A 23,046-nucleotide genomic window follows, 5' to 3' on the forward strand; every position below is an offset into this window, starting at 1 on the left:
GCGTGTGCCCGGGGTCGAACCGCCAAGCTGTCGCGCATCAGAGCCGCTTTCGTCTGAGGCGCGAAATCATGGGGACAGCCCCTGCGGCTACCAGGCCGGAGAGAAGTCCGGCCGGAACCGCCATGGCCACGGGGCCGACGACGGGGTCGTCGGGAGTCTTCGACCCCAGCAGCGGCCCGGCCACGGTTCCGGTGGCCGTGGGGTCGGTGGCCGCCGCGACAGTCGCCGCAGCGGCGGCAACGGCTCCCGTCACACTGGCTGCTGCGGGCACCGCCGCCGGCTTGGTGACCGGCACCGTCACAGCAGCGGCAGGGGCAGGGGCGGGGGTCGGCTTGGTATTGGGGCTGATGCCCTTCTCGATGGCCGTGGCTGCGACGAGCGCCTGGTCGATCCAGGGCTGAGGCATGGGCGCATACCCGGCGGGCAACTGGCCGAGTGCGGTGCCCGGCTTCTGGCCGTCCGTGGCCGCGTACCGAATCAGATTCGCGAACTTCGCCCGCAGGGTGGCGTCCGTCTGCAACGGATTCAGCGCGGCGTAGATCGGCATGGTCAGCGGGTACGCGGTGGTGGCGCCCTCTGCGGCGGCGGTGGCCGGGTCGAATTCCAGGACCTTCGCCTGCTGGCTGGTCGGAGTCATGGCCGCGGCGGCGGCGAGGAGCGCTTCGCTGGTCGGGGCCACGAAGGAACCGGCCGGATTGCGCAGCGAGGCAGTGACGTTCTGGTACCGGGCAGCGGAGGCAGCGGTGCTCAGGCCGATCACACCCTGCTCGCCGACCAGGCTGCGAGCCGTTTTCAGGTACTTCGGTGGTGTGCTGGTTTGGTCCCAGCCACCGAGCTGCTGACCGTCACCGCGCAGGGTGAGGTAGGCGCCGTTCTCGAAGTCGGAGGTGTAGGGCCGCCAGGTCACGAGGTTCACCGGGCCGACCCCATTCGAGCCGGTCGTAGCCGGCTTCTCCACCGGGTCGGCCTTGGGGAAATTGTCCCTGGGCAGAGTGAAGCCCGCGCCGGTCGGGTTGATGCCGGCGTTGGTCGAGTACCACGGGTTGACGATCATGCCCCACTCGTCCGGGGTGCCGTCCAGGAAGGCCACGGCGTCGGCATCCGCCATCACGTACCGCCACAGTTGGGTGGCGAGGTCCGACCGGCCGGATGGCGCCATCGAATCGGACAACGAGGCGCTGTTGAGGTCCTGGGCGGCCCACTCGGCGTCGTTGATCTCGAGGAACTCGGGGTCGCTGGTGATGTTGCGGGCGTTGTCGCCCTGGTGCGCGTAGTCGATGTAGTTGATGTGGGTGAGGTCGGCGCCCGGCGGCAACGCAGAGATGTAGGACGCTGTGAGCAGCTTGGCGATCAGGCGAGGGGTCAGGTTGAGGGAAGTGAACGCCTGGGTTTCCCGGTCCTTGTACTCCTGGCTGATGCCCTCGACCGGTTTGACCCGGCGGTCGATGGCGAAGGACACGGTGACCCCCGAGATTCCGACCGGGGCGTATTGCAGCGGATCGGCCACGGTCGTGCTGGCCGGGAAAGAAGTCAGCGCGAGCGGGCTCGGCGCGGTGCCGCTCGCCTTGGCGAGCACGTCTGCCTCGTTGCCCGTGCTCAGCACGAACGCGGATCCGGTCGCGCCGGAACAGAGGTTCGGTTGCCAGGACGAGATGGCACCGGCCACGAGCGCGCTGCCGCCGAGCTGGGCCTCCGCACTGCCGATCTCGCAACGGACCCCGACGGGCTTGAAGTCCAGCTTGACCGCGACGTGGTGCTGCCAGGCATCCCAGAACAGACCGGGCCGGACGATCTCGTTGGTGCCTGAATCTCCCACGGGGCGGGGAATGACGACCAGCCAGCAGGATTTGCCGCTGGTCACGCCGTCCGCCACCTCCGGCTCACCGCAGCCGAGACCGGGAGACTGCATGGTGGTCTGCACCTCGAACTTGGCCGAGCCGGTACCGGTGTCGTCTGAACCGGCCCATTTGACTTCGTTGGAGGTGTACTCGGTGAAGTACTCGTTCTTGTTCACATCGACGGTGGTGTCGTGCACCAGCACGCCGTCCTTCTCGATCACCGAGGCCACGATGGCGCCGTTGCGGGGCTGGAAGGGGATCGACGTGTATGGCGGCACGGCGAACCCGGAGCCGGCCGAGGTGTATTGCTCGTCCTCCGGCGCGATGTTCGGCGCCACATCCGGCTTGTCCGGGTCAGGGGCGACGTTGGCGTTGACGTTGGCGTCGCGGCCCGCATTGGGGAAGGCGCCGTATTGGCAGGTGGTGCGGTCGGGGTGCCCGGGGTGGTCCTTGTCTTCGCCCCAGCACTGCGCGATCTGCAGGAAGTTCTCTCCGCCGACGTTGCCCTGTGGCCGCACCGACTTCTTGCCGCCGGTCCAGCTCACCAGGATGCCCTCGGACACGAGGTCGGTGGTTTTGGAGACGGTCACGGCGAGATCGGGAAAAGGTGCCCCGTCCGGGTCGAGCTCGTAGTCAGCGGAGGTCACGGTGACGGCACTTGAGTTGTCGGCCACGGCGGGGACGGGGGCCAGTGAGGTGAGCGCGGCAACGCCGACGCCGACCAGAAGGCCCACGACGATGCCGCCGGCACCGGCTCGGGTCCAGAGCGAGGTTTTCACGGTTGCGTGGCGGCTCATTTGAGGCCGCCCTTGCCACCGCGCGGCGCCAGGCGTCGCCAGAAGACCGGCGGCAGCACTGCCGCCGCCACCAGGAGGGTCGCGGCCAGGAGCATCAAGGATTGGTGTGTCCCCCAGCCTTCGTCGGCCAGTGCGAAGGGCGTGGCCACGGCAGCACCGGCCAGGGTCGACCCGGCTGCCCCGCCGGAGATCAGGGCGCCGTTTGCGTCGTACACCGCCGCGGCACCCGTCGAGGCGGCGGCAGCGCCGCCGGTCGCGGCGGCCGCCGCCGCGGCGGTCTCCGTGGTTCCACCGGTGGCGCTTCCGCCGGTTCCCGAGCCGGAGACCGGGGTCTCCGCCGGGGCGCCGGCGGTCCCGGTGGTGCACTGGTTGGGACCCACCTTGTCGCAGTCCTGCGGTTGAGCGGCGGTGAGGGCGAGCTGGTTGCTGGAGGGTGAATCCCCGGGCTTGAAGGTGGGGTTGTTGCACTTATTGATGTCCACACCCGACGTGTCCGCCCCCGGGATGCGCTTGATCTGGTCGAACCCGGCCAGCACCAGGTTCATGGGAAGCGGCGAGTAGCCCAAATCGGCGGCCTGCTGCTGGCCCTCGCAGAGCATGTAATTCGCGAACGCGCCCAGGGTGAAGCCCTTGCTGGCCGAGAAGACGCCGCCGACCTCCGTGGGAACGATCATGTACGAGTAACTCGACAGTGGGTAGGTTCGTGCGTCGGCGCTGTTGTACACCCCGTCCAAGATCTGAGTGAGGTAGTTCGGACCGGGGGTCTGGTCGATTTGGGCTGTCGTCAGGGCAACGGCCACCGAAGAGGCAGTGGGCTCGACGTAGTAGCCGGCCTGGTTGAGCACCTTGGCCACGGGAAAGCCGGACTCGAGGGCGTACGAGTACTCGACGTAGGTGATGGCGCCTTCGCCGTAGTCCTGGCTGACGTAGCCGGCCACCCCTGAGGACAGGCTCTGGGCCTTGGCGTTGCCGAAGGTGGGGTACTGGGAGGTCAGCCCGCAGGGTGTTGGACGGTTGACCGAGGTGCAGAATGCGTTCCACAGGTCGGGGTGCTGCTTGGACATCCAGAGGGTGAACTGGGCGGTGGAGCCGGAGCCGTCGGAGCGGACAACCGGCACGATGCCCTTGTCTGGCATGGCCAGGCCGGGGTTGTCAGCCTGGATGGCCGGGTCGTTCCAGTTGGTGATAACGCCGGTGAAGATCTTGGTGACGACCTCGCCGCTCAGCCGCAGGTTGGATACTCGCACCCCGTTGATCTTGAGGTTGTACATGAAGGAGGTGCCTCCAGCCACGATGGGCATGTACGCGTATCCCCTGGTAGGTACTTCTGGTGCCGTACCGTTTTCCGGGGCGAGCTGGAAGGGGACCTCGCTCACAGCGAAGTGGACGACGCCGGCGATGAAGTCGCTGCGACCGGTCGAAGAACCGCCGCCGTTGTAGTTCACGGTCATCCCGTAGTTCGACGCCACGTTGGTGCGCCACTGGTCGAGGGCGTTCTGCGACCAGGTCGAGCCGCTGCCCGAGATCGGGTCGTAGCTGACAGCCTGCGCCGGCAGGGCGCCGGTCAGGCTCACGATCACGACGGCGCTGAGTGCGAACAGGGCGTGGATTACACGAATCCACCGGGTTTTCGGCGTCACGAGGACGACTCCTTCTTCTCTGGGGCAGGCGGGAGCGGGGCAGGCTGGTGCGGATGGCGGAGGTCGCCCCGGATCGTGATGCGCTGCAGGTCACGCAACGAGGCCGCCACCACCCGCTGCTGTTGGCGGCGCGACAGGTCGCCCGGGCCGCGCCCACCGATCAGCCTGGCGATGGCGAACAGGGCGAGCACCAGCAGGATCAGAACCGCCGCCGCCCCGAAGCCGCGGGCGATCATGTTGGGCTCAGGTGACTTGACGAAGTCGAACACCTGAAGCGGCAGCGAGATCATCGGGCCCTCGAACGGGTTGAGGTTGACGACCGCGGTCACGCCGCTGGTGAGCAGGACCGGGCTGGTCTCACCGATTCCCCGTGCGGTGCCCAGGATCACGGCCGTGGCCAGCCCGGGCCGGGCCGTGGGCAGCACAACGTGCCAGATGGTGCGCCACCGGGTTGACCCCAGGGCATATGCGGCCTCGCGCAGGTTGCCGGCCACCAGGCGCAGCACGATGTCGGAGGCCCGGATGACGATGGGCAGCATCATCACCGTGATCGCCATCGCTGCGGCAAAACCCGACCGCTGGTGGGTGATCAGTACGATGATCGCCGAGTAGACGAAGAGGCCGGCCACGATCGAGGGCAGCGCGGTCATGGCATCCGAAATCGTGCGCACGAACCGGGCGAACCGGCCGCCGACCTCGTTGAGGAAGAGCGCGGTGAGGATGCCCAGCGGAACCGTGATGATCAGCGCCATGCCGATCTGCATCAGGGTGCCGACGATGGCGTGCAGGATGCCACCGACGTCGAGTCCGTCGAGGGGCCCGGCCATCTCCATGCTCTCGGTGAAGAAGTTGAGGTGGGGCAGCGCCTCCTGCCCGCGCACCAGGGTGAAGGCCACGACGAAGACCAGGGCGCCGAAGAGCACAACACCGGCGCTGGAGAGCAACACGGCCATCACCCGGTCCTTCACCTCCTGGAAGTCAGCCGTGAAGCTCACCAGCAGGGCGTAGAAGCCGATGAAGGAGAGGAAGGCGACAATCGTCCATCCAATGCCCCCGGACAGCGGCGTGACCCAACCGAAGATCAGGGTGGCAAGGGCCATGGCCGCGGCGGCGGCGCCCAACACGTTGAAGCGGTCGCCCACCCGCGCCGAGCGCACCCGGCGGCGTGGACCGATCGCGATTCCGTCGGGTGACGGGATGTGGGTGCTGCGCGCAGCCGGCGTCAGGGTGGTCTCTGTCAGTGTCATGGTCAGTCGCTCTCTGCCCCTGAGCGGGACCTGGCCACAATGGAGGAGGCTGTGAAGTTGATGACCAGGGTCAGCAGGAACAGCACCAGACCGGCCGCCATCAGCGCGGAGAGGCCGAACGCGCTCGATTCGCCGTAGCGCAGGGCGATGAGCGCCGACACCGAATTGCTACCGGTCTTGAGCAGCTGCCAGTTGATGGTGAAGATCGGCGAGATGATCATGTAGACGGCGATGGTCTCGCCCAGGGCCCGGCCGAGGCCGAGCATGGTGCCGCCGATGATTCCGCCGCGTCCGAAGGGAAGGACGACGGCCTGGATCATGCCCCAGCGGGTCGACCCGAGGGCGAACGCCGCCTCGCGTTCCCCGATCGGGGCCTGGGAGAAGGCCTCGCGCATGACCGAAGTCTGGGTGGGCACCACCATCAGCCCGACGACGATGCCGGCGATGAACGCCGAGGAGGTGAAGGCGCTGGCGTCGGTGAGGGCATCGCCGGACGCATCCGAGACCCTGAAGAACGGGATCCAGCCGAAGTAGGTCGAGATCCAGCTGGCCACCGGGATGACGTTGGCTTGCAGGAAGAAGACTCCCCAGAGCCCGAAGACCACGCTCGGCACGGCGGCCATCAGGTCGACGAGGGTGACCAGGGTGGACCGCAACCGGCCCTGGGCGACCTCGGAGATGAGCAGCGCGGTGCCCAGCGCGAGCGGCACCGCGACACACATGGCGATGAGGGCGATCGTGATGGTGCCGAAGAGCACAGAGGCGATGCCGAAGGACTGGGACTCCGGTGACCATTCCTGTTCGGTGAGGAACGAGAAGCCCGCGACGCCGAGGGCGTCAGAGGCCCGGATCGAGAGGAAGACCCCCACGGCGAGCATGATCGCGACGGTGATGCCACCGGCGGCGAACGCCACCGAACGAAACACGGAGTCCGACACCGACGGCCGGGACACCAGCGTGCGCCGACGTTCCTTCTCGAAGGGGAACGCTTCGGTGTCCGGCGCGGGGCGCGCAGACAGAGAAGCATTGATCGTGCGTGGCATGGGTGTCCTCGGGAGCGACAGGGGGGAAAACGTGGGCAGGGCCGTGCGGGCCGGGTAAGCGGCCGCACGTCCGAAACATATGTTTGGGTTGCCGGGTGAATTCGCGGAGTCGGTTTCGCTACCGAGCCATGGACACGGTGTGTTGACTTGGCGCCGGTCGACGCTCAGGGCGACGGAGCCGGCGGTGCGCTGTCCGTGGGCGTGTTGCTCGGGCCCGGCGACGACGACGGCGTGGGCGTCGGATGGACCGGGGCCGCGGCGGCCACGGTGATCGTCACGCTCGTTCCGAGGCGCAGCACCGCTGCCGTGTCCGGATGGCTCGCGAGCACCGTGCCAGGCACCGTATCCCCGTCGACGCGGGTCTCGACGACGGCGACGAATCCCGCGTTCTGCAGCGCAGCCACAGCCTCAGCCGAGGCAAGCCCGACGGTGGCGGGAACGCTGTTCGAGCCGGACGCCACCACCAGGTTGACGGTGTCCCCCGCGTTCAGCCACGACCCTGGCCCCGGCTCAAGGGCGAGAACGGTGTCGCCGGTCCGTACCGAATCCGCCGGTGTCAGGCTGCCCAGACGGAGACCGGCGGCCTCGAGGGCAGCGCGGGCCTCGCCGAGCGGCATGATGGTGAGCTCGGGCACCTGGACCGATGGGGATGGGGCATCGACCGGCGCTGGGGGTGCCGTCGACATGTCGGTGCTGACCTCCGCAGCGGTCGCCGATGGCGTGCTGCTCACGGCCACGAACGACCGGGCAGAACCGCCGGCGGCCGCCACCCAGCCTGCCGCGATCACCCCCGCGACGAGCACCAGGGCGACCCAGCCGCCCGCCTTCCCTCCGCCCGGTCGCCGGGGTCCGGGCCGAGGCACGGCGGGCGATCCGGCCGCGGAACCGGTGACCGACCCGGCCGTCGCCCCACCCGGCGGACGTTGCGCGGTGCGCGGCAGCACGGTGGTGCGGCCGGGATCGATGACGGCGTGGGGCAGCCCGTCAACCAGGCGGTCGAACCGGCGAGTGCGGTCGTCGCCGAAACCGGTATCGGCTGGCGCGGGCGGCGTCAGGGCCAGAATGGCGTTCCGCATCTCAGCCGCGGAGGCGAACCTGTCCTCCCGGTGCTTGAGCAGCGCCCGCACCACGATCCGGTCGACGCCCCGAGGGATGCCGGCCCGTGCCACCGACGGAACCGGTGGCGGTGCGAGCGCGTGGGCGCGCATCACCGCGGCCACGGTGTCGCGGACATAGGGCGCCTCCCCGGTCAGCGCGAAGTACAACACCCCGCCCAGCTGGTAGAGGTCACCGCGCTCGTCGACGGGAATACCGGCGGCCTGCTCGGGTGAGAGGTAGTTGACACTGCCCAGCACGCCCACGGGCCGGTCCGCGTCGGCATCCGGATCGTGGCCGTCTGCCGGTTCGCTGCCCAGCACGTCCGACCCGACCGCGACCCGGCCGGCCGCATCCGCCAGGCCGAAGTCGAGCAGTCGTACGCCAGCTATATGGAGTCGGCCATCGCCGCCGGGTGCGATCATGATGTTCGCCGGTGATACGTCGCGGTGGATCAGCCCGGCGGCGTGGGCTGCGGCCAGCGCCTGCAGCACGGCTAGAGCGACCGTGAGGGCATCCGGGACCGGCAGCGGGCCGGTGCGGCCGACGTGCTCGGCGAGGCTCTCGCCCGGTGCGAGATCCAGGGCGATCCAGGCGAGCGGCTCGGCGGCATCGTCGTGCACGCCCACGTCGAGGACAGCCACGATGTTCGGGTGCCGGACCGAGGCCGCCGCACGGGCCTCCCGGAAAAACGCCTCCCGGAGCCTCGGGGAGCTGGACAACACCGGATGCAGGATCTTGAGCGCGATGGTGTCGCCGGAACGGGTGTCGACTGCGGCGAAAACCGACGCGGATCCGCCCGTGCCGAGCAGCGCGCCCAGCCTGTAGCGCTCGGAGATCAGGCCGGCGACCGGGCCGGACAGCCGGTTCACGGCATCCGCGCTGCGTAGCCGTTCGCCGCCACGGCGACGGAATCGACGTAGCTCTCGACGTGGTTGTACGAGTAGACGGCCGCCCGCCAGGCCGTCGCGGCCGAGAGGTCGCCCGAGTCGCAGAGGTACCGGCCGGTCGCCAGCGCGGCGTCGTCGATCTGTTGGGGGTCGGCGGTTCCGTCGCCATTGCCGTCCGCACCCCACCGGTCCCAAGTGGCCGGGATGAATTGGAGCGGGCCGACGGCACGGTCGAACTCGGTATTGGCGTCCCAGCGGCCGGCGTCGGTGTCGACGAAGACGTCGTAACCGGACCCATCCAGCAGCGGCCCGTAGATCCCCGGCGCCGCGACGCCGTCGGCGCCGATCGCTGAGCCGTCGTGGCTGCCGTGGTCGGATTCGATCGATCCCAGCGCCGCGAGGGTAGTCCAGCCCAGGCGACAGTCGGGCTGTTCGTTAGCCAGCCGCAGTGCTGCGCCCGCGTACCCGAGCAGAGCCCTGTGCGGGATGCCGGTGGCCGATGCCGCCGCCCTGGCCCAGTCCCCCGACACCAGGCCGGCAGCGGGGACTCCGACCAGGACGGAAGTGCCGACGGCAACGTTCTCCGGCTGGCTGACGGGTTCCGTTGGCGCCGGGGCAGGCAGCAATACTGCCGGCGCAGCTGCACTGCTCGACTCGACCGCACTGCTCGACCAAGCCGTCCTGGACGCCCCTGGACCTCCCACCGATTCCAGCAGGGCGCCCCCCACCAGCCAGGCCGTCAGGACCAGGAACAGGCCGAGGGGCACCCAGTCGGCCCAACGCCCGCGGGCGCTCACCAGACGCCGGTCAGTTCTGCGTCGCCACGGGGCCGGCGGGAACGGCGGGCTCCGGGCTCGACCATTCGCCGAGGATCAGCCGTCACCACTGCGCTGCGCAAGGCGGCCAGAGCGCCCGCGCAGGCATCCCGGCTGGCCGACGTCGTTCCGTACCACCGTCCACTCGTCATCACGGCGACGTCGTCGACGGTCACAACCCAGCCGTGGGTTCCGGATACCGGCCCGGTCACGGCGCGCATGGCCATCCGGTCGACCCCCAGCTGCAACACGAGCACGTGCGCCCGAGCCGTGGCGAAGGACGAATACACGGAGGAACTGCGCCCCAACTCCCGGCTGTTCGACGCGAGAAGACGCCAGATCCCGGAGTGTGCCGACCAGGACCCGTCGGTGGCCACCGTGCCGCGCGCGCCGCCGCGGCGTGGAACCGGCACGATGCGGGCAAGCCCGACCTCGCCCGATTGCAGGTGTTGCCTAAACGACAGCCAACCCTGCAATCGGGGGTCAGCGGCCGAGCTGAAGGCGCAAAAGATCACGCTGGCGCTCGTTGACACGCTGCTCCTCGAAACCCTGGATTGACTCGGTACGAGGACAAACCCAGCGGGTGTCGGTGATGACAACGCTGACGTGGCCGGCCTCAGCGAGAACATTCGTGGGACGAGGTGACCGTAACCGGTCAGTTGACTGAACGAGAGGTGTACGCTCCCTGACCGAACCCTGTGCCTATCGGCGCAGCGCCTTGCGGGCCAGTCGGTTGCCGAGGAACTGCACAACCTGCACGAAGATGACGATCAATAGCACCGCGGCCCAGGTGACGACGGGGTCGAACTGGCGCCAGCCGTAGAGCAACGCGAACGCACCCAGTCCGCCGCCGCCGACGTAGCCGGCTACCGCTGACATGTCCACGAGCGCGACGAAGATGAACGTGTAGCCCAGGATCAGCGGGCCCAGAGCCTCGGGCAGCAGCACCGTGAAGATGATCCGCACGGGGCCGGCGCCCACGCTGCGGGCCGCTTCGATCACACCGGGCGTCACGGTGAGCAGGTTCTGCTCCACGATGCGCGCCATCGCGAACATGGCCGCGAGGGCGATCGTGAAGATCATCGCGTTGTTGCCGATCCCGGTGCCCACCACGGCGCGGGTGAGCGGTTGCACGGCGGCCAGGAAGATGATGAACGGGATGGGCCTGATGGTGTTGACCAGAACGTTGAGCACGCCGAACACCATTCGGTTGGCCAGGATGCTGCCCGCCCGGGTGAGGTAGAGGCCGAGGCCCACGAGCAGGCCGCCGAACCCGCCCAGGAGCAGGGTGAGGCCCACGATGTACAGGGTCTCCCACGCGGCTACCCACAGCTGGGGCAGAAGATCGATGAGTCCGTCCATGGTCAGCGCACCTCGGTGACTGTCGTGAGCGCGCGCACCCTGTCGAGTGCGGCGTCGATGGTCGTGTCGTCGCCGGTCAGCGCGAGGGTGAGGTGCCCGAACGGGCGCCCCTGGATTTCGTTGATGCCGCCGTAGACGACCTGGAAGGCGATACCGTCGCGGGACAGTTCGCCGAACACCTGGGTCTGGTCGACGGTGTCGCTGCGGAACGCGAGGGTCACGATGCGGCCGGTGTGCCTGGCGCGGAGCACCTCCAGCTCGGGCTTGGACGGCAGCCCCTTCACCACCGTTGAGACGAAACGAGCGGATGCGGCCTGCTGCGGGTTCGAGAACACGTCGAACACGTCGCCGCGTTCGATGATGCGACCCTGGTCCATCACGGCAACCTTGGTGGCCAGCGTCTGGATGACATCCATCTCGTGGGTGATGACGATGATGGTGACGCCGAACTCGCGGTTGACCCGCTTGAGCAGTTCGAGGACCTCGTGGGTGGTCTCGGGGTCGAGGGCGCTGGTGGCCTCATCGGCCAGCAGCAGCGCGGGCGATGAGGCGAGGGCACGGGCGATGCCCACCCGCTGCTTCTGTCCGCCGGAGAGCTGGTCGGGATAGGCGCCGGCCTTGTCGGCCAGTCCCACGAAGTCGAGCATCTCGGCGACCCGTTTGGTGCGCTCGGCCTTCTCTCGACCGGCCACCTCGAGCGGATACGCCACATTCCGGGCCACGGTGCGGGAGTTCAGCAGGTTGAACTGCTGGAAGATCATGCCGATACCCAACCGGACCGGCCGCAGTTCGCGTTCGGGCAGCTGGGCGACGTCCCGACCGTCGATGAGGATCTGGCCCGCGGTTGACCGCTCGAGCACATTCACCAAGCGCACCAGGGTGCTCTTGCCGGCACCCGAGTAGCCGATGATGCCGTAGACGTCGCCGGCGTCGATTCTGATGCTCACGTCGTCGATCGCCGTCACATCCGGGGCTCCCTTGACGGTGGCCGGGTACACCTTGCTGACGTTGCGCAATTCTACGAGTGGGGTTGAAACGGTCATTCAGATCCTTCGGTTGGAACGGGGAAAGGCCGGCCGCGCCTCACGGGGAGGGGCGACCGGCCGGGACTGCCTACTTCTGTGCTGCGGTGTCCTTCTCGACCGTGGCCAGGGCGGCCTGCAGGTCGGCGGGCGACGTGGTGGCCAGGACCGCGGAATTGCCGGAGACCTCGAGCAGGCCGTCGGTGACGGTCGTCGTGGTCTGGAACAGCTCGACGAGCTTGGCGTAGGTCTCGTTGTCCTTGTCGTCGGCGCGCACGGCGAACACGTTCACGTAGGGCAGTGCGGACTCGTCGGAGGGATCGTCCTTGACGAGGGCGTCCTCGAACTTGAGGCCGGCCTTCTCCACGAAGTCGTTGTTGATGATCGCGGCATCCACGTCGGGCAGCGACGTCGCGGTGAGGGACGGCTCGAGCGCGGTGACGGTGACGAGGGACTTCTCGGTGTCGACGTCGTCGAGGGTAGAGAAGATCGTGCCGCCGTCCTTGAGGGTCAGCAGGTCGGCGCTCTGCAGCACGAGCAGCGCGCGGGCCAGGTTGCTGGCGTCGTTGGGCACGGCAACGGTGTCGCCCTTGCCCAGGTCGGCCACGTCGGTGACCTTGGTGGAGTACAGGCCGAGCGGGTAAATGGCCGTCGCGCCGATGGGCGTGAGGTCTTCGCCGCTGGAGACGTTGTAATCGGCCAGGTAGACCAGGTGCTGGAACTGGTTCATATCGATGTCACCGTTGGTCAGCGCCGGGTTGGGCTGGTTGTAGTCGGCGAAGTCGACGACCTCTACGGTGATGCCCTCTTCGGCGGCGGCCTCGGTGTAGTCGGCCCAGTAGGGGTCGCTGGCCCCGACAACACCGATTTTCACGGTCTCGTCGTTGCCGCCGGCGCCACCGGCGCAGCCGGCGAGCAGGGTCACGCTGGCGCCGAGCGCCAGGGCTGCCAGGATGCTCTTCTTCGTTGTGATGTTTTTCACTCTGATGTTCTCCACGTTTCGTTCGCTGTGTGTGCGCCCGCGCACGACGATGCGTTCACAGGCACAGCGCAACCACGGAGTCTTCGCGTGGGGGTTCTGTGCCGCAGCGTCGGGTGGCACTCTTCTACGGTAGCCGCAGCTCGGTCGAGCCGTTGGCCGGTCGGACACGAAACGTCACAGGAACTTCGACGAAAGCCGCCCAGTCACAGAATCTGCGAGCTGGGCGGCGGGTCGAGCAACCGGGGGTGCCGGTGGTGAGGGCGGTGACCTATTTTTCGAGCAGCACCGAGAGTTCGACCCACCGGGTTTCGAAGCCGGCGACGGCGTCTTCGGCCGCGGCAACCTCGGCCTGCAGTGTGCCCAGGCCCGTGTAGTCGCTCTGGTCGTGCGCGGCGAGGGCGTTGTGGAGGTCCTTGATCTTGGCCTGCTGCTTGGCGACCTTGCGGTCGATGGAGGCGAGTTCCTTCTGGGCGTTGCGCAGCTCGGCGCCGCCGAGCGCCGGCTTACCGGAACCCTTGGCGGTGGCGGACGTCGGAGACGCCGCATCTGCCGTGAAGGAGCCGCCGGCGACCTGGCGCTTGCGCAGCTCGAGGTACTGGTCCACACCGCCGGGCAGGTGGTGGAAGCCGCCGTCGGAGACCGCGTACTGGTTGTCGGTGACGCGCTCGATCAGGTACCTGTCGTGCGAGACCACCAGCAGGGTGCCGGGGAAGGAGTCGAGCAGGTCTTCCATGGCCGCGAGCATATCGGTGTCCAGGTCGTTGGTGGGCTCGTCGAGGATCAGCACGTTCGGCTCGTCCAACACGATCAGCAGCAGCTGCAGGCGACGCTTCTGGCCACCGGAGAGGTCCTTGACCTGGGTGGAGAGCTGCGCACTCATGAAGCCCATCCGCTCGAGCATCTGGCCGGGCGTGATCTCTTTGCCACCGGCCATGTACGAGGTGCGCTGGCGGGCGATGACGTCGCTGACCCTGTCATTGCGGATGTCATCTAGTTCGAACAGCTGCTGGGTGAGCACGGCGACCTTGATGGTCTTGCCGCGCTTGACCTTGCCGCTGTCGGGCGTGAGGGTGCCGGCCACGAGGTTGAGCAGGGTCGACTTGCCGGCGCCGTTGACACCGAGGATGCCGGTGCGCTCACCCGGCGCGATCAGCCAGGTGATGTTGTTGAGCACGGTCTTCTCACCGAAGGTGACGGAGACATCGACGAGGTCGACGACGTCCTTGCCGAGGCGCTGCATGGCCATTGACTGCATCGACACGGTGTCGCGGGGCGGCGGCTCGTTCTCGATCAGTTCGTTGGCGGCGTCGATACGGAACTTGGGCTTGGCGGTGCGGGCGGGAGCGCCGCGGCGGAGCCAGGCCAGTTCCTTCTTCATCAGGTTCTGGCGCTTGCCCTCCATCACGGCGCTCATCCGGTCGCGCTCGACGCGCTGCAGGATGTAGGCGGCGTAGCCACCCTCGAACGGTTCGATCAGGCGGTCGTGCACCTCCCAGGTCATGTTGCAGACCTCGTCGAGGAACCACCTGTCGTGGGTGACGACCACGAGGCCGCCGGAGTTCTGGGCCCACCGGTTCTTGAGGTGGCCGGCCAGCCAGGCGATGCCTTCGACGTCGAGGTGGTTGGTGGGCTCATCGAGGAAGACCACGTCGTGGTCGCCGATGAGGACCTGGGCGAGGGCCACCCGGCGGCGCTGGCCACCGGAGAGGTCGTCGACGAGGGTGTCCCAGGGGATGTCGCGCACGAGGCCCGCGATCACGTCGCGCACCTTCGAGTCGCCCGCCCAGACGTGCTCGTCGATGCCGCCGACGATGGTGTGCCCCACGGTCTGGCCGTTGACGAGGTCGTCGGACTGGTCGAGGACGCCGATGGTGACGCCGCGTCGGCGGGTCACCCGGCCGGAATCGGGCTCCATACGACCGGCGAGCAGGCGCAGGAGGGTGGACTTGCCGTCGCCGTTGCGGCCGACGATGCCAATGCGGTCACCCTCGTTCAGTCCGGCGGTGACGCTGTCGAAGATGACGCGGGTGGGAAATTCAAGGTGCAGGGACTCGGCCCCGAGCAAATGTGCCATAGGGTTCGAGCCTATCCCCCGCAGCTGAGCGCCAGTACCGCGCGGGCGGGCTAGGAGGTGAGGATTCGGGCGCCGTGCACGGGGCCGGTGGCGCGCACCACGTTCAGGCGGGCGGCGCTCAGCGCCACCGTCAGTTCGAGGCCGGCGTCCAGGTCCGGCACGAGGAACGCCACGGTGGGACCTGACCCAGAGAGGATGCCGGCCAGCGCGCCGTTGGCCTCGCCGAGCTCGAGCACCCGGCCCAGACCCGGCGCCAGCTGCAGCGCCGGGGCCTGCAGGTCGTTGTGCATGGTGTCGGCGAGCATGGCCGGGTCCCCCGCGCGCAGGGCCTGCAGCACGTCGGCATCCACGGTGGGCTGCTGTGAGGCGGGGAAGATGTCCTGGGCGTGCCGGGTGCGGTGCCGGTCGAGCTCGTTGTAGACCGAGGGTGTCGACATGCCGAACTCGGCCAGGGCGAGCACCCAGTGGAAGGTGCCCTTGGCCAGGGCGGGGCTGAGCTGGTCACCACGGCCGGTGCCGATGGCGGTGCCGCCGGTGAACGCGAACGGCACATCCGCGCCGAGGGTGGCCGCGATCTTCAGCAGCTCGTCGCGGCTCAGCTCGGTGCCCCAGAGCGTGTCGCAGGCGAGCAGCGTGGCCGCGGCATCCGCAGAACCGCCGCCCATGCCGCCGGCGATGGGCACGTTCTTGTCTATTTCGAGGTGCACCCCGCCGGTGTAGCCGGTGGCCCTGGCCAACGCACGGGCGGCCTTGATCGCCAGGTTGCTGCCGTCCACGCTCAGATTCGACGTGTCGATGGAGCCGGTGAACTCGACGCTGAAGTCGTCGGAGGCCGTGGCACGCACGTCTTCGTAGAGGGAGACGGCCTGGAACGCCGTGGCGAGATCGTGGTAGCCGTCGTCCATCACGGCTCCCACTTTGAGGAAGACATTGATTTTGCCCGGTGCCCGCGCATGCACAACCGGTGAGGTCGCCGTGTTGGTCATGTTCCTAACCTAGGCCAGCCAGGCCCGGGCGATCGCCAGGAAGTCGTGGACGGTGAGCTGCTCGCCGCGCTCGGTGGGGTCGATGCCCGCCTTGCTGAGCACCTCCGTCGCCTGGGCCGAGTCGCCGAGCACGCCGGACAGCGACTGGCGCAGCATCTTGCGGCGCTGCTGGAATGCGCCGTCGACCAGGGCAAACGTTGCCAGGCGCAGTTCCTCGGATGCGAGTTCCTCTGCACTTCGTTCGAAGGCGATGAGGATCGAATCGACGTTGGGGACCGGCCAGAAGACCTGCCGGCTCACCTTGCCGGCGGTGCGGAACTGGCCGTACCAGGCGGCCTTGACGCTGGGACTGCCGTAGATCTTCGAGCCCGGCGCGGCGGCGAGGCGCTCGCCCACCTCGGCCTGCACCATCACTACGCCGGCGCGGATGGAGGCGAAGTGCTCGAGCAGGTGCAGCAGCACCGGCACCGACACGTTGTAGGGCAGGTTCGCCACCAGGCGGGTGGGGTCGCCGGGCAGCTCGGCGATCTTCAGAGCGTCGGCACGGATGACGGTGAGCGCGGCGCCCGGCTGCATCAGCTGCACGGTCAGCGGCAGCTGCTCGGCGAGGCGGTCGTCGATCTCCACGGCCACGACGGCGGCTCCCACCTCGAGGATGCCCAGGGTGAGCGAGCCCAGGCCCGGACCCACCTCCACCACGGTTTCGCCGGGCTTCACGGCGGCGACCTTGACGATCCGCCGCACGGTGTTGCCGTCGATGACGAAGTTCTGGCCGAGCTTCTTGGTCGGGTTCACCCCGAGCATCTCGGCGAGGTCGCGGATCTCGGCCGGCCCGAGCAGGGTGGGCGCGGCCGGTTCTTTGGCTGAGTTGTGGGCAGAGTCGGTCATGCGAGGCCTCCGGCCGGGCTGATGCGGGGGTCTCGGGGGGTGTCGGTCAACACCACGGGTTCCGCGTCCCAGCGGCCGTAGACGAGTTCGGTGTTCGAGGTGATCTGGGCGGCGAGCACCGCGACATCCGTCTGCAGGTGCTCGGCCATGGCGCGCACGGTGTGCGGCAGCAGGTACGGCGCGTTGGGGCGACCGCGGTGCGGGGTGGGCGTGAGGTAGGGCGCGTCGGTTTCCACCAGCAGCAGGGCGCGAGGGGCGACGTCGAGTGCCTCCCGCAGCGTGGCGGCGTTTTTGAAGCTCACCGGTCCGGCGAACGACATGTACCAGCCTTGGTCGGCGCACAGCCGTGCCAGTTCGGCGTCGCCGGAGAAGCAATGGAAGACCGTGCGCTCGGGGGCTCCCACCCTCAGCAGGGTCGCGACGACCTCGTCGTGGGCGTCCCGGTCATGGATCTGCAGGGCGAGACCGTGTCGTTTGGCGATCTCGATGTGCGCCTCGAAAGACCGGAACTGGGCCGCCCGGCCGTCGGGGCCGGTGCGGTAGAAGTCCAGCCCGGTTTCGCCGATGGCGACCACCCGGGGGCGGGCGGCGAGCTCGTCGATCACCGCGAGGGCGTCGTCGAGGGTGCCGGCGGTCTCCAACTCCGGTGTGTCGTTGGGGTGGATGGCGACGGCGGCGAGCATCCGTGGTTCATGGGCCGCCATCTCGGCGGACCAGCGGGAGGTGGCCACGTCGGTGCCCACCTGGATGACGCCGCGGACGCCAACGCTGGAGGCCAGGTCCAGTTGCTCGGCCACCGAGAGCGGCGTGATTCCGTCTGAGATTTCGAGGTGGGTGTGGTTGTCGTAGACGCCAACGACCAGCGGCACCGGCGCCGGCGGGTAGACCAGGTCGCGGCCGGCGGTGGCCTCGCGCGAGCGGATGTGGGTGCTGTCGGCCGAACCGTTAGCCAACAGTGGCCTCGATGCGCGGGAACAGGGCGGCTAGCGGCGAGACGTGGCTGCCGCCGGTCCATTCCCAGGCCCGGTCGATCTGTGCGTCCTGCACGTCGCCGGTGCCGCCGAGGGCGGCCCATAGCGTCGCGGTGGCCTGCGGGGTCACCGGGGAGAGCAGCACGGCGAGGGTGCCGAGGCCGCGGACCACGGTGTGCAGCACGGTTTCGAGGCGTTCGCGGTCGTCAGGGTTCTTGGCCAGCGCCCACGGTTCCTGCGTGGTGATGTAGCCGTTGAGCTCGTCGACGAGCTCCCACACCGCGGCGAGGGCCTCGTGCAGGGCGAGCCTGTCGATGGCCGCGTCGGCGGCCTTGGTGACCCGGATTTCGGTGTCGCGGATGGCGGTATCCGCATCACGCGGCGTACCGCCGGCCGGGATCTCGCCGTCGCAGTAGCGCACGACCATGGCGATGACGCGGGATGCCAGGTTGCCGAAGCCATTGGCGAGCTCGGACTGGTAACGCGCGGACAGGTCCTCCCACGAGAACGAGCCGTCCTGGCCGAAGCTGATGGCGCGCATGAAGTAGTACCGGAAGGTGTCGGAGCCGAAGACGTCGGTGATCTGGTTCGGGGCGATGCCGGTGAGCTTGGACTTGCTCATCTTCTCGCCGCCGACGAGCAGCCAACCGTGGCCGAAGACCTGGGTGGGCACCGGCAGCCCGGCGGCCAGCAGCATGGCGGGCCAGATGACGGCGTGGAAGCGCAGGATGTCCTTACCGACGATGTGCGTGGCGGGCCAGAGCCGGCTGAACTTCTCATCGTCCTGGCCGTAGCCGGCGGCGGTGATGTAGTTGAGCAGGGCGTCGAACCAGACGTAGACGACGTGGCTGTCGTCCCACGGCACCTTGATGCCCCAGTCAAAGCTGGACCGCGAGATCGACAGGTCGCTCAGGCCCTGCTTGACAAAGGAGATGACCTCGTTGCGGGCCGATTCGGGCTGGATGAAGGTGGGGTTGGCCTCGTACATGGCCAACAGCTGGTCGGTGAAGGTGCTCATCCGGAAGAAGTAGTTCTTCTCGTGCAGCAGCTCGACGGGGATCGAATGGATGGCGCAGACCTGCTGGCCGGTGTACTCGCCGGTGCCGGCCACGAGGTCGCCGGGCTGCTTGTACTCCTCACAGCCCACACAGTAGAAACCCTCGTACTCGCCCGTGTAAATGTGGCCGGCGTCGAAGAGGTGCTGCAGGAACTTCTGCGCGTTCTCCTCGTGGCGGACGTCGGTGGTGCGGATGAAATCGTCGTTTCGGATATCGACGGTCTTCAGCAGCGGCTTCCACGCGGTCTCGACCAGCCGGTCGGCCCACTCCTTGGGGGTGACGCCGTTGGCGGTGGCGGTGCGCAGGATCTTCTGGCCGTGCTCGTCGGTGCCGGTGAGCAGCCAGGTGTCCTCCCCCCGCTGGCGGTGCCAGCGGGCAAGCACATCCGCGGCCACCTCCGTGTAGGCATGCCCGATGTGCGGGACATCATTCACATAGAAAATAGGCGTGGTGATGTAAAAAGATGAGCCGTCGGACATGCTCATATCTTATGGGGGCCTGCGTAGGCGTCAGACCCTGTTACGCCGCGCGGCAGCCCGGCCCGGCTCAGCCCATTGCTCAGTCCAGCGGCAATTCAGGCTGCGGGGCGGCTTTCTGGCGCGGCGCGGCGGTCCCGGCGGCCTTGCCGGTGAGCGCGGCCTCGTACAGGTCGCGCTTGCCGAGCCCGGATGCGGCTGACACGTCGGCAGCTGCGTCCTTCAGGCGAGCCCCGGCCGCGACCAGCGCCAGAACCTCCTCGACGCCGGTGGCCAGGTCGAGCACCCGCGGCGTCGCCCCGGCGACGACGATGCAGATTTCGCCGCGGACGCCCGCCGCGGCCCACTCGGCCAGCTCGGCGGCGGTGCCCCGCTTGACCTCTTCGTAGAACTTGGTCAGCTCCCGGCAGACCACAACGCGGCGGTCGGCGCCGAGCGCGACGGCGAGGTCGGTGAGCGACGCGGCAAGCCGGTTGGGTGATTCGAAGAAGACCATGGTGCGGCGTTCGGTGGCCACCTCGCGCAGCGCCTGCATCCGCTCACCGTGTTTGCGGGGCAGGAAGCCCTCGAAGGTGAACCTGTCGGTGGGCAGGCCGGAGACGGCCAGCGCGGTGAGCACGGCCGACGGTCCGGGCAGCGCGGTGACGGTCACACCGGCGGCGATCGCGGCATCCACCAGGTGGAAGCCGGGGTCGGAGACCGTGGGCATGCCCGCGTCGCTGAGCACGAGCAGGTCGGTGTCGCGGGCGAGTTCGACGAGTTCGGCGGCCTTGCCCCGTTCGTTGTGGTCGTGCAGGGCGATCAGACGGGGCCGGTTCTCCACGCCGAGGGCCTTGAGCAGGTGCACCGTCACCCGGGTGTCCTCGGCGGCGATGACGGTGCTGGTACGCAGCGCCTCGATCAGGCGGGTCGAGGCGTCCCCGAGGTTTCCGATGGGCGTGGCAGCCAGAATGATCATGGTCCCAGTCTCGCAGCACAGTCTTGCAGCACAGTCACGCAGCAGTGGCTCACTACGATGGTCAGGTGCTCCTCACCCCCGTTGCGACCGCCCGTGTGACCGAGCGTTGGAGTGCCCTGTGGGGCAACCGGTGGGTTCGCCTGGCCGGGCCGGCACTGGTGGTTCTGCTGGCCGCGGGCTTACGGTTCTGGAACCTCGGCCACCCCGGCACCCTGGTGTTCGACGAGACCTTCTATGTGAAGGACGCCTGGAGCCTGTTCAACAACGGTTACGAGTCCACCTGGCCGGATGGCGCCGACGCCCTGTTCGCGGCGGGGCAGAGCAATATCTTCGGTACCGCCCCGTCGTTCGTGGTGCATCCGCCGCTCGGCAAATGGCTCATCGCCCTGGGGATGGCGATCTTCGGCGCCGATAACCCGTTCGGTTGGCGGGTCGTCACGGCGCTGGTCGGGGTGCTCGCCGTCGTGCTGCTCATGCTCATCGCCCAGAAGCTGTTCGGCTCGGTGTTACTGAGTACGATCGCCGGTTTCCTCTTCGCCATCGACGGCAACGCGATCGTGATGAGCCGGGTCGCCCTGCTCGACAACTACGTGATGTTCTTCGCCCTCCTCGGCTTCGGCGCGGTGCTGATGGACCGGGACCACCACCGGGCCAGGCTCGGGGCGTGGCTGAACGAGAAACGGGACAACGAGGTCGACCCCACCTGGGGCCCCGCGCTCTGGTGGCGGCCGTGGGTGCTGGCCGCGGGCCTGGCCTTCGGGCTGGCCTGTTCGGTGAAGTGGTCTGGGGCCTATTTCCTGGCCGCCTTCGGCATCTACCTCGTGGTGGTCGACGCGCTCGCCCGCCGCCGGGCCGGGCTGCCGTTCTGGGCCAGCGGGGCGATCCTCAAGCAGGGGCCGGTGACCTTCCTGCTCCTGGTTCCCGTGGCGGCGCTGACCTTTCTGGTCTCCTGGACCGGCTGGTTCGTCACCCACGGCGGCTACTACCGGGACTGGGCCGATCAGGCCGGACAAGCCTGGACCGGGGCTCTGGCCTGGGTTCCGCACAGCCTGCAGAGCTTCTGGCACTACCAATCGGCCGCCTACGGCTACCACGTTGGCCTGGTGACCCCGCATCCGTACCAGGCGAACCCGCTCACCTGGCTGCTGATGAGCCGGCCGACGAGCATGTATTACCAGGGCTCGTCCCTGGGCGAGAACGGCTGTGGTTATGCCACCTGCTCCGAGGCCATCACCGGCATCGCCAACCCGCTGATCTGGTGGGCGGCGACGGCCGCGATCCTCTATTCGGTCTACAGGCTGGTGCGGTACCGGGAGTGGCGCGTCGGTCTGATCCTGATGGGCATGGTCGCCGGATACCTGCCCTGGCTGATGTACCTGAACCGCACGGTGTTCCAGTTCTATACGATCGCGTTCGAGCCGTACTTGATCCTCGGGCTGACCCTGGTGATCTCTCTGCTGATCAAGAATGGATCCGGTCGGGGGATCGTGGCGGTGTTCCTGGCCCTGGCCACGATAGTGAGCGCCTACTACTTCCCGCTCTGGACCGGTGCCCAGGTTCCGTTCGCTTTCTGGCAGGCGCACATCTGGCTGCCGAGCTGGCGCTGACCAGCATTAACGCTGTGATTGCAACACATTCCCAGCCCCGAACATATGCCAAAATTGGAATACATCCCCTGTTAAAGGCGTGTGAATTCACGCTATTTTCGGGTCTCGAACCCGTAGGATGGCCGTTATCTGCTTGACGAGTGATTGCTCTACAACCGACTGAGAAGTCCAGATACAAACCAAAGGCCTCATGTCGGAAGCATCTGCCGCACCCACGGTGCGTATTGTCCGCACCCGCAAGGGTGGCGACTCCCAGAACCCCACCACCGAGTACTCCTCCCTGCTGCACACCGTGCGGAATCTCGGTCTGCTCGGCCGCCGCACCGGCTTCTACTGGGGCGTCTTCGCCGCCCTGGTCCTGATCACCGTCGGCCTCGGCGTCGGCTTCGTGCTGCTCGGCGACTCCTGGTACCAGCTGATCATCGCCGGCGTGCTCGGCATCATCCTCACCCAGTTCGCGTTCCTCGCCCACGAGGCGTCGCACCGCCAGGTCTTCCAGTCCGGCCCCGCCAACGACAGGGCCGGCCGTGTCCTCGCCAACCTCTTCGTCGGCATCAGCTACGCCTGGTGGATGACCAAGCACAGCCGCCACCACGCCAACCCGAACGTGGTCGGCAAGGACCCCGACATCGACCCCGACTTCATTGTGTTCCGCGAGGAAGACGCCGCGAAGGTCAACTGGATCACCTCGTTCATGACCCGCAAGCAGGGCTACCTGTTCTTCCCGATGCTCACCCTCGAGGGCATCAACCTGCACATCCAAGGGTTCAAGACAGTCTTCGGCAAGGGCAAGGTCGACAAGCGTTGGCTCGAGATCAGCATGCTCACCAGCCGCATCGTGATCTACCTCGCCGTCATCTTCTACTTCCTGCCGCTGGGCATGGCGTTCGCCTTCGTCGGCGTTCAGATGGCCGTGTTCGGTGTCTACATGGGCGCCTCCTTCGCCCCCAACCACAAGGGCATGCCGCAGCTGCCGCACGAGAGCAAGGTCGACTTCCTGCGTCGCCAGGTGCTGACGTCGCGCAATATCCGCGGCGGCACCCTCATGGACACCTTCATGGGCGGCCTGAACTACCAGGTCGAGCACCACCTGTTCCCGAACATGGCCCGCCCGCACCTGAAGAAGGCGCAGGAGATCACCAAGGAATATTGCCAGTCCAACAAGATCCTCTACACCGAGACCGGCCTGTTCGAGTCCTACGGCATCGTGGTCGCCTACCTCAACAAGGTGGGCCTGGCCGCCCGTGACCCGTTCGACTGCCCGATGGTGCAGCGCTTCCACCACCGCTGACCCTCC

Annotated in this window: 18 protein-coding genes; 2 read left to right on the forward strand and 16 right to left on the reverse strand. The window is 68.1% G+C overall.

Features of this window, described 5'->3' with window-relative positions; genetic code table 11:
- Nucleotides 1-37: 37 nt before the first annotated feature.
- The 16 genes from B7495_RS11850 to rsmI form a co-directional block, all read right to left on the reverse strand.
- Nucleotides 38-2,635 carry a hypothetical protein gene (locus B7495_RS11850; RefSeq protein WP_134409336.1) on the reverse strand — a complete coding sequence of 866 codons (2,598 nt, stop codon included), beginning with the start codon at nt 2,633-2,635 and terminating at the stop codon, nt 38-40.
- Nucleotides 2,632-4,275, reverse strand: a complete 1,644-nt coding sequence (gene pstS / locus B7495_RS11855; protein ID WP_240632228.1) for a phosphate ABC transporter substrate-binding protein PstS — start codon at nt 4,273-4,275, stop codon at nt 2,632-2,634. Before pstS ends, B7495_RS11850 begins: the two co-directional genes overlap by 4 nt.
- The gene (gene pstA / locus B7495_RS11860; RefSeq protein WP_088456741.1) at nt 4,272-5,522 is read right to left on the reverse strand and encodes a phosphate ABC transporter permease PstA; all 1,251 of its coding nucleotides are present in this window, start codon (nt 5,520-5,522) and stop codon (nt 4,272-4,274) included. The genes pstS and pstA overlap by 4 nt, the downstream gene beginning before the upstream one ends.
- 2 nt (nt 5,523-5,524) lie before the next feature.
- The gene (gene pstC, locus B7495_RS11865; RefSeq protein ID WP_088456742.1) at nt 5,525-6,565 is read right to left on the reverse strand and encodes a phosphate ABC transporter permease subunit PstC; all 1,041 of its coding nucleotides are present in this window, start codon (nt 6,563-6,565) and stop codon (nt 5,525-5,527) included.
- A gap of 164 nt (nt 6,566-6,729) precedes the next feature.
- A complete protein-coding gene (locus tag B7495_RS11870) occupies nt 6,730-8,532 on the reverse strand; it encodes a PASTA domain-containing protein (protein WP_166788907.1) in 1,803 nt (600 codons plus the stop codon).
- Nucleotides 8,529-9,347, reverse strand: a complete 819-nt coding sequence (locus tag B7495_RS19115; RefSeq protein WP_166788908.1) for a lytic transglycosylase domain-containing protein — start codon at nt 9,345-9,347, stop codon at nt 8,529-8,531. The genes B7495_RS11870 and B7495_RS19115 overlap by 4 nt, the downstream gene beginning before the upstream one ends.
- Nucleotides 9,344-9,778 carry a hypothetical protein gene (locus B7495_RS18840; RefSeq protein WP_168195316.1) on the reverse strand — a complete coding sequence of 145 codons (435 nt, stop codon included), beginning with the start codon at nt 9,776-9,778 and terminating at the stop codon, nt 9,344-9,346. The genes B7495_RS19115 and B7495_RS18840 overlap by 4 nt, the downstream gene beginning before the upstream one ends.
- Nucleotides 9,779-10,067: 289 nt before the next feature.
- Nucleotides 10,068-10,727 (reverse strand): methionine ABC transporter permease, encoded by a 660-nt coding sequence (locus B7495_RS11880; RefSeq protein ID WP_088456745.1) that lies wholly within the window; start codon nt 10,725-10,727, stop codon nt 10,068-10,070.
- Nucleotides 10,728-10,729: 2 nt separating this feature from the next.
- Nucleotides 10,730-11,770, reverse strand: a complete 1,041-nt coding sequence (locus B7495_RS11885; protein WP_088456746.1) for a methionine ABC transporter ATP-binding protein — start codon at nt 11,768-11,770, stop codon at nt 10,730-10,732.
- A gap of 70 nt (nt 11,771-11,840) precedes the next feature.
- Nucleotides 11,841-12,731 carry a MetQ/NlpA family ABC transporter substrate-binding protein gene (locus B7495_RS11890; protein ID WP_370028148.1) on the reverse strand — a complete coding sequence of 297 codons (891 nt, stop codon included), beginning with the start codon at nt 12,729-12,731 and terminating at the stop codon, nt 11,841-11,843.
- A gap of 268 nt (nt 12,732-12,999) precedes the next feature.
- Nucleotides 13,000-14,805, reverse strand: a complete 1,806-nt coding sequence (locus B7495_RS11895; RefSeq protein ID WP_088456747.1) for an ABC-F family ATP-binding cassette domain-containing protein — start codon at nt 14,803-14,805, stop codon at nt 13,000-13,002.
- Nucleotides 14,806-14,855: 50 nt separating this feature from the next.
- On the reverse strand, nt 14,856-15,791 hold the full coding sequence (locus B7495_RS11900; protein ID WP_088456748.1) for a 4-(cytidine 5'-diphospho)-2-C-methyl-D-erythritol kinase: 936 nt from the start codon (nt 15,789-15,791) through the stop codon (nt 14,856-14,858).
- Nucleotides 15,792-15,800: 9 nt separating this feature from the next.
- The gene (gene rsmA, locus B7495_RS11905) at nt 15,801-16,679 is read right to left on the reverse strand and encodes a 16S rRNA (adenine(1518)-N(6)/adenine(1519)-N(6))-dimethyltransferase RsmA (RefSeq protein ID WP_088456749.1); all 879 of its coding nucleotides are present in this window, start codon (nt 16,677-16,679) and stop codon (nt 15,801-15,803) included.
- On the reverse strand, nt 16,676-17,632 hold the full coding sequence (locus tag B7495_RS11910; RefSeq protein WP_088456750.1) for a TatD family hydrolase: 957 nt from the start codon (nt 17,630-17,632) through the stop codon (nt 16,676-16,678). The genes rsmA and B7495_RS11910 overlap by 4 nt, the downstream gene beginning before the upstream one ends.
- Nucleotides 17,625-19,187, reverse strand: a complete 1,563-nt coding sequence (metG, locus tag B7495_RS11915) for a methionine--tRNA ligase (protein WP_088456751.1) — start codon at nt 19,185-19,187, stop codon at nt 17,625-17,627. Before metG ends, B7495_RS11910 begins: the two co-directional genes overlap by 8 nt.
- 79 nt (nt 19,188-19,266) lie before the next feature.
- Nucleotides 19,267-20,142, reverse strand: coding sequence for a 16S rRNA (cytidine(1402)-2'-O)-methyltransferase (gene rsmI, locus B7495_RS11920; protein WP_088456752.1), 876 nt, complete (start codon nt 20,140-20,142; stop codon nt 19,267-19,269).
- A gap of 44 nt (nt 20,143-20,186) precedes the next feature.
- Here rsmI and B7495_RS11925 point away from each other — a divergent pair, with 44 nt between their 5' ends.
- A complete protein-coding gene (locus B7495_RS11925) occupies nt 20,187-21,749 on the forward strand; it encodes a dolichyl-phosphate-mannose--protein mannosyltransferase (RefSeq protein WP_240632229.1) in 1,563 nt (520 codons plus the stop codon).
- Between the two features lie 190 nt (nt 21,750-21,939).
- Nucleotides 21,940-23,040 carry an acyl-CoA desaturase gene (locus tag B7495_RS11930; RefSeq protein WP_088456754.1) on the forward strand — a complete coding sequence of 367 codons (1,101 nt, stop codon included), beginning with the start codon at nt 21,940-21,942 and terminating at the stop codon, nt 23,038-23,040.
- The last annotated feature ends 6 nt before the right edge of the window (nt 23,041-23,046 follow it).

Source organism: Cryobacterium sp. LW097, from assembly GCF_002205495.2.
Classification (GTDB): Bacteria; Actinomycetota; Actinomycetes; order Actinomycetales; family Microbacteriaceae; genus Cryobacterium; species Cryobacterium zongtaii.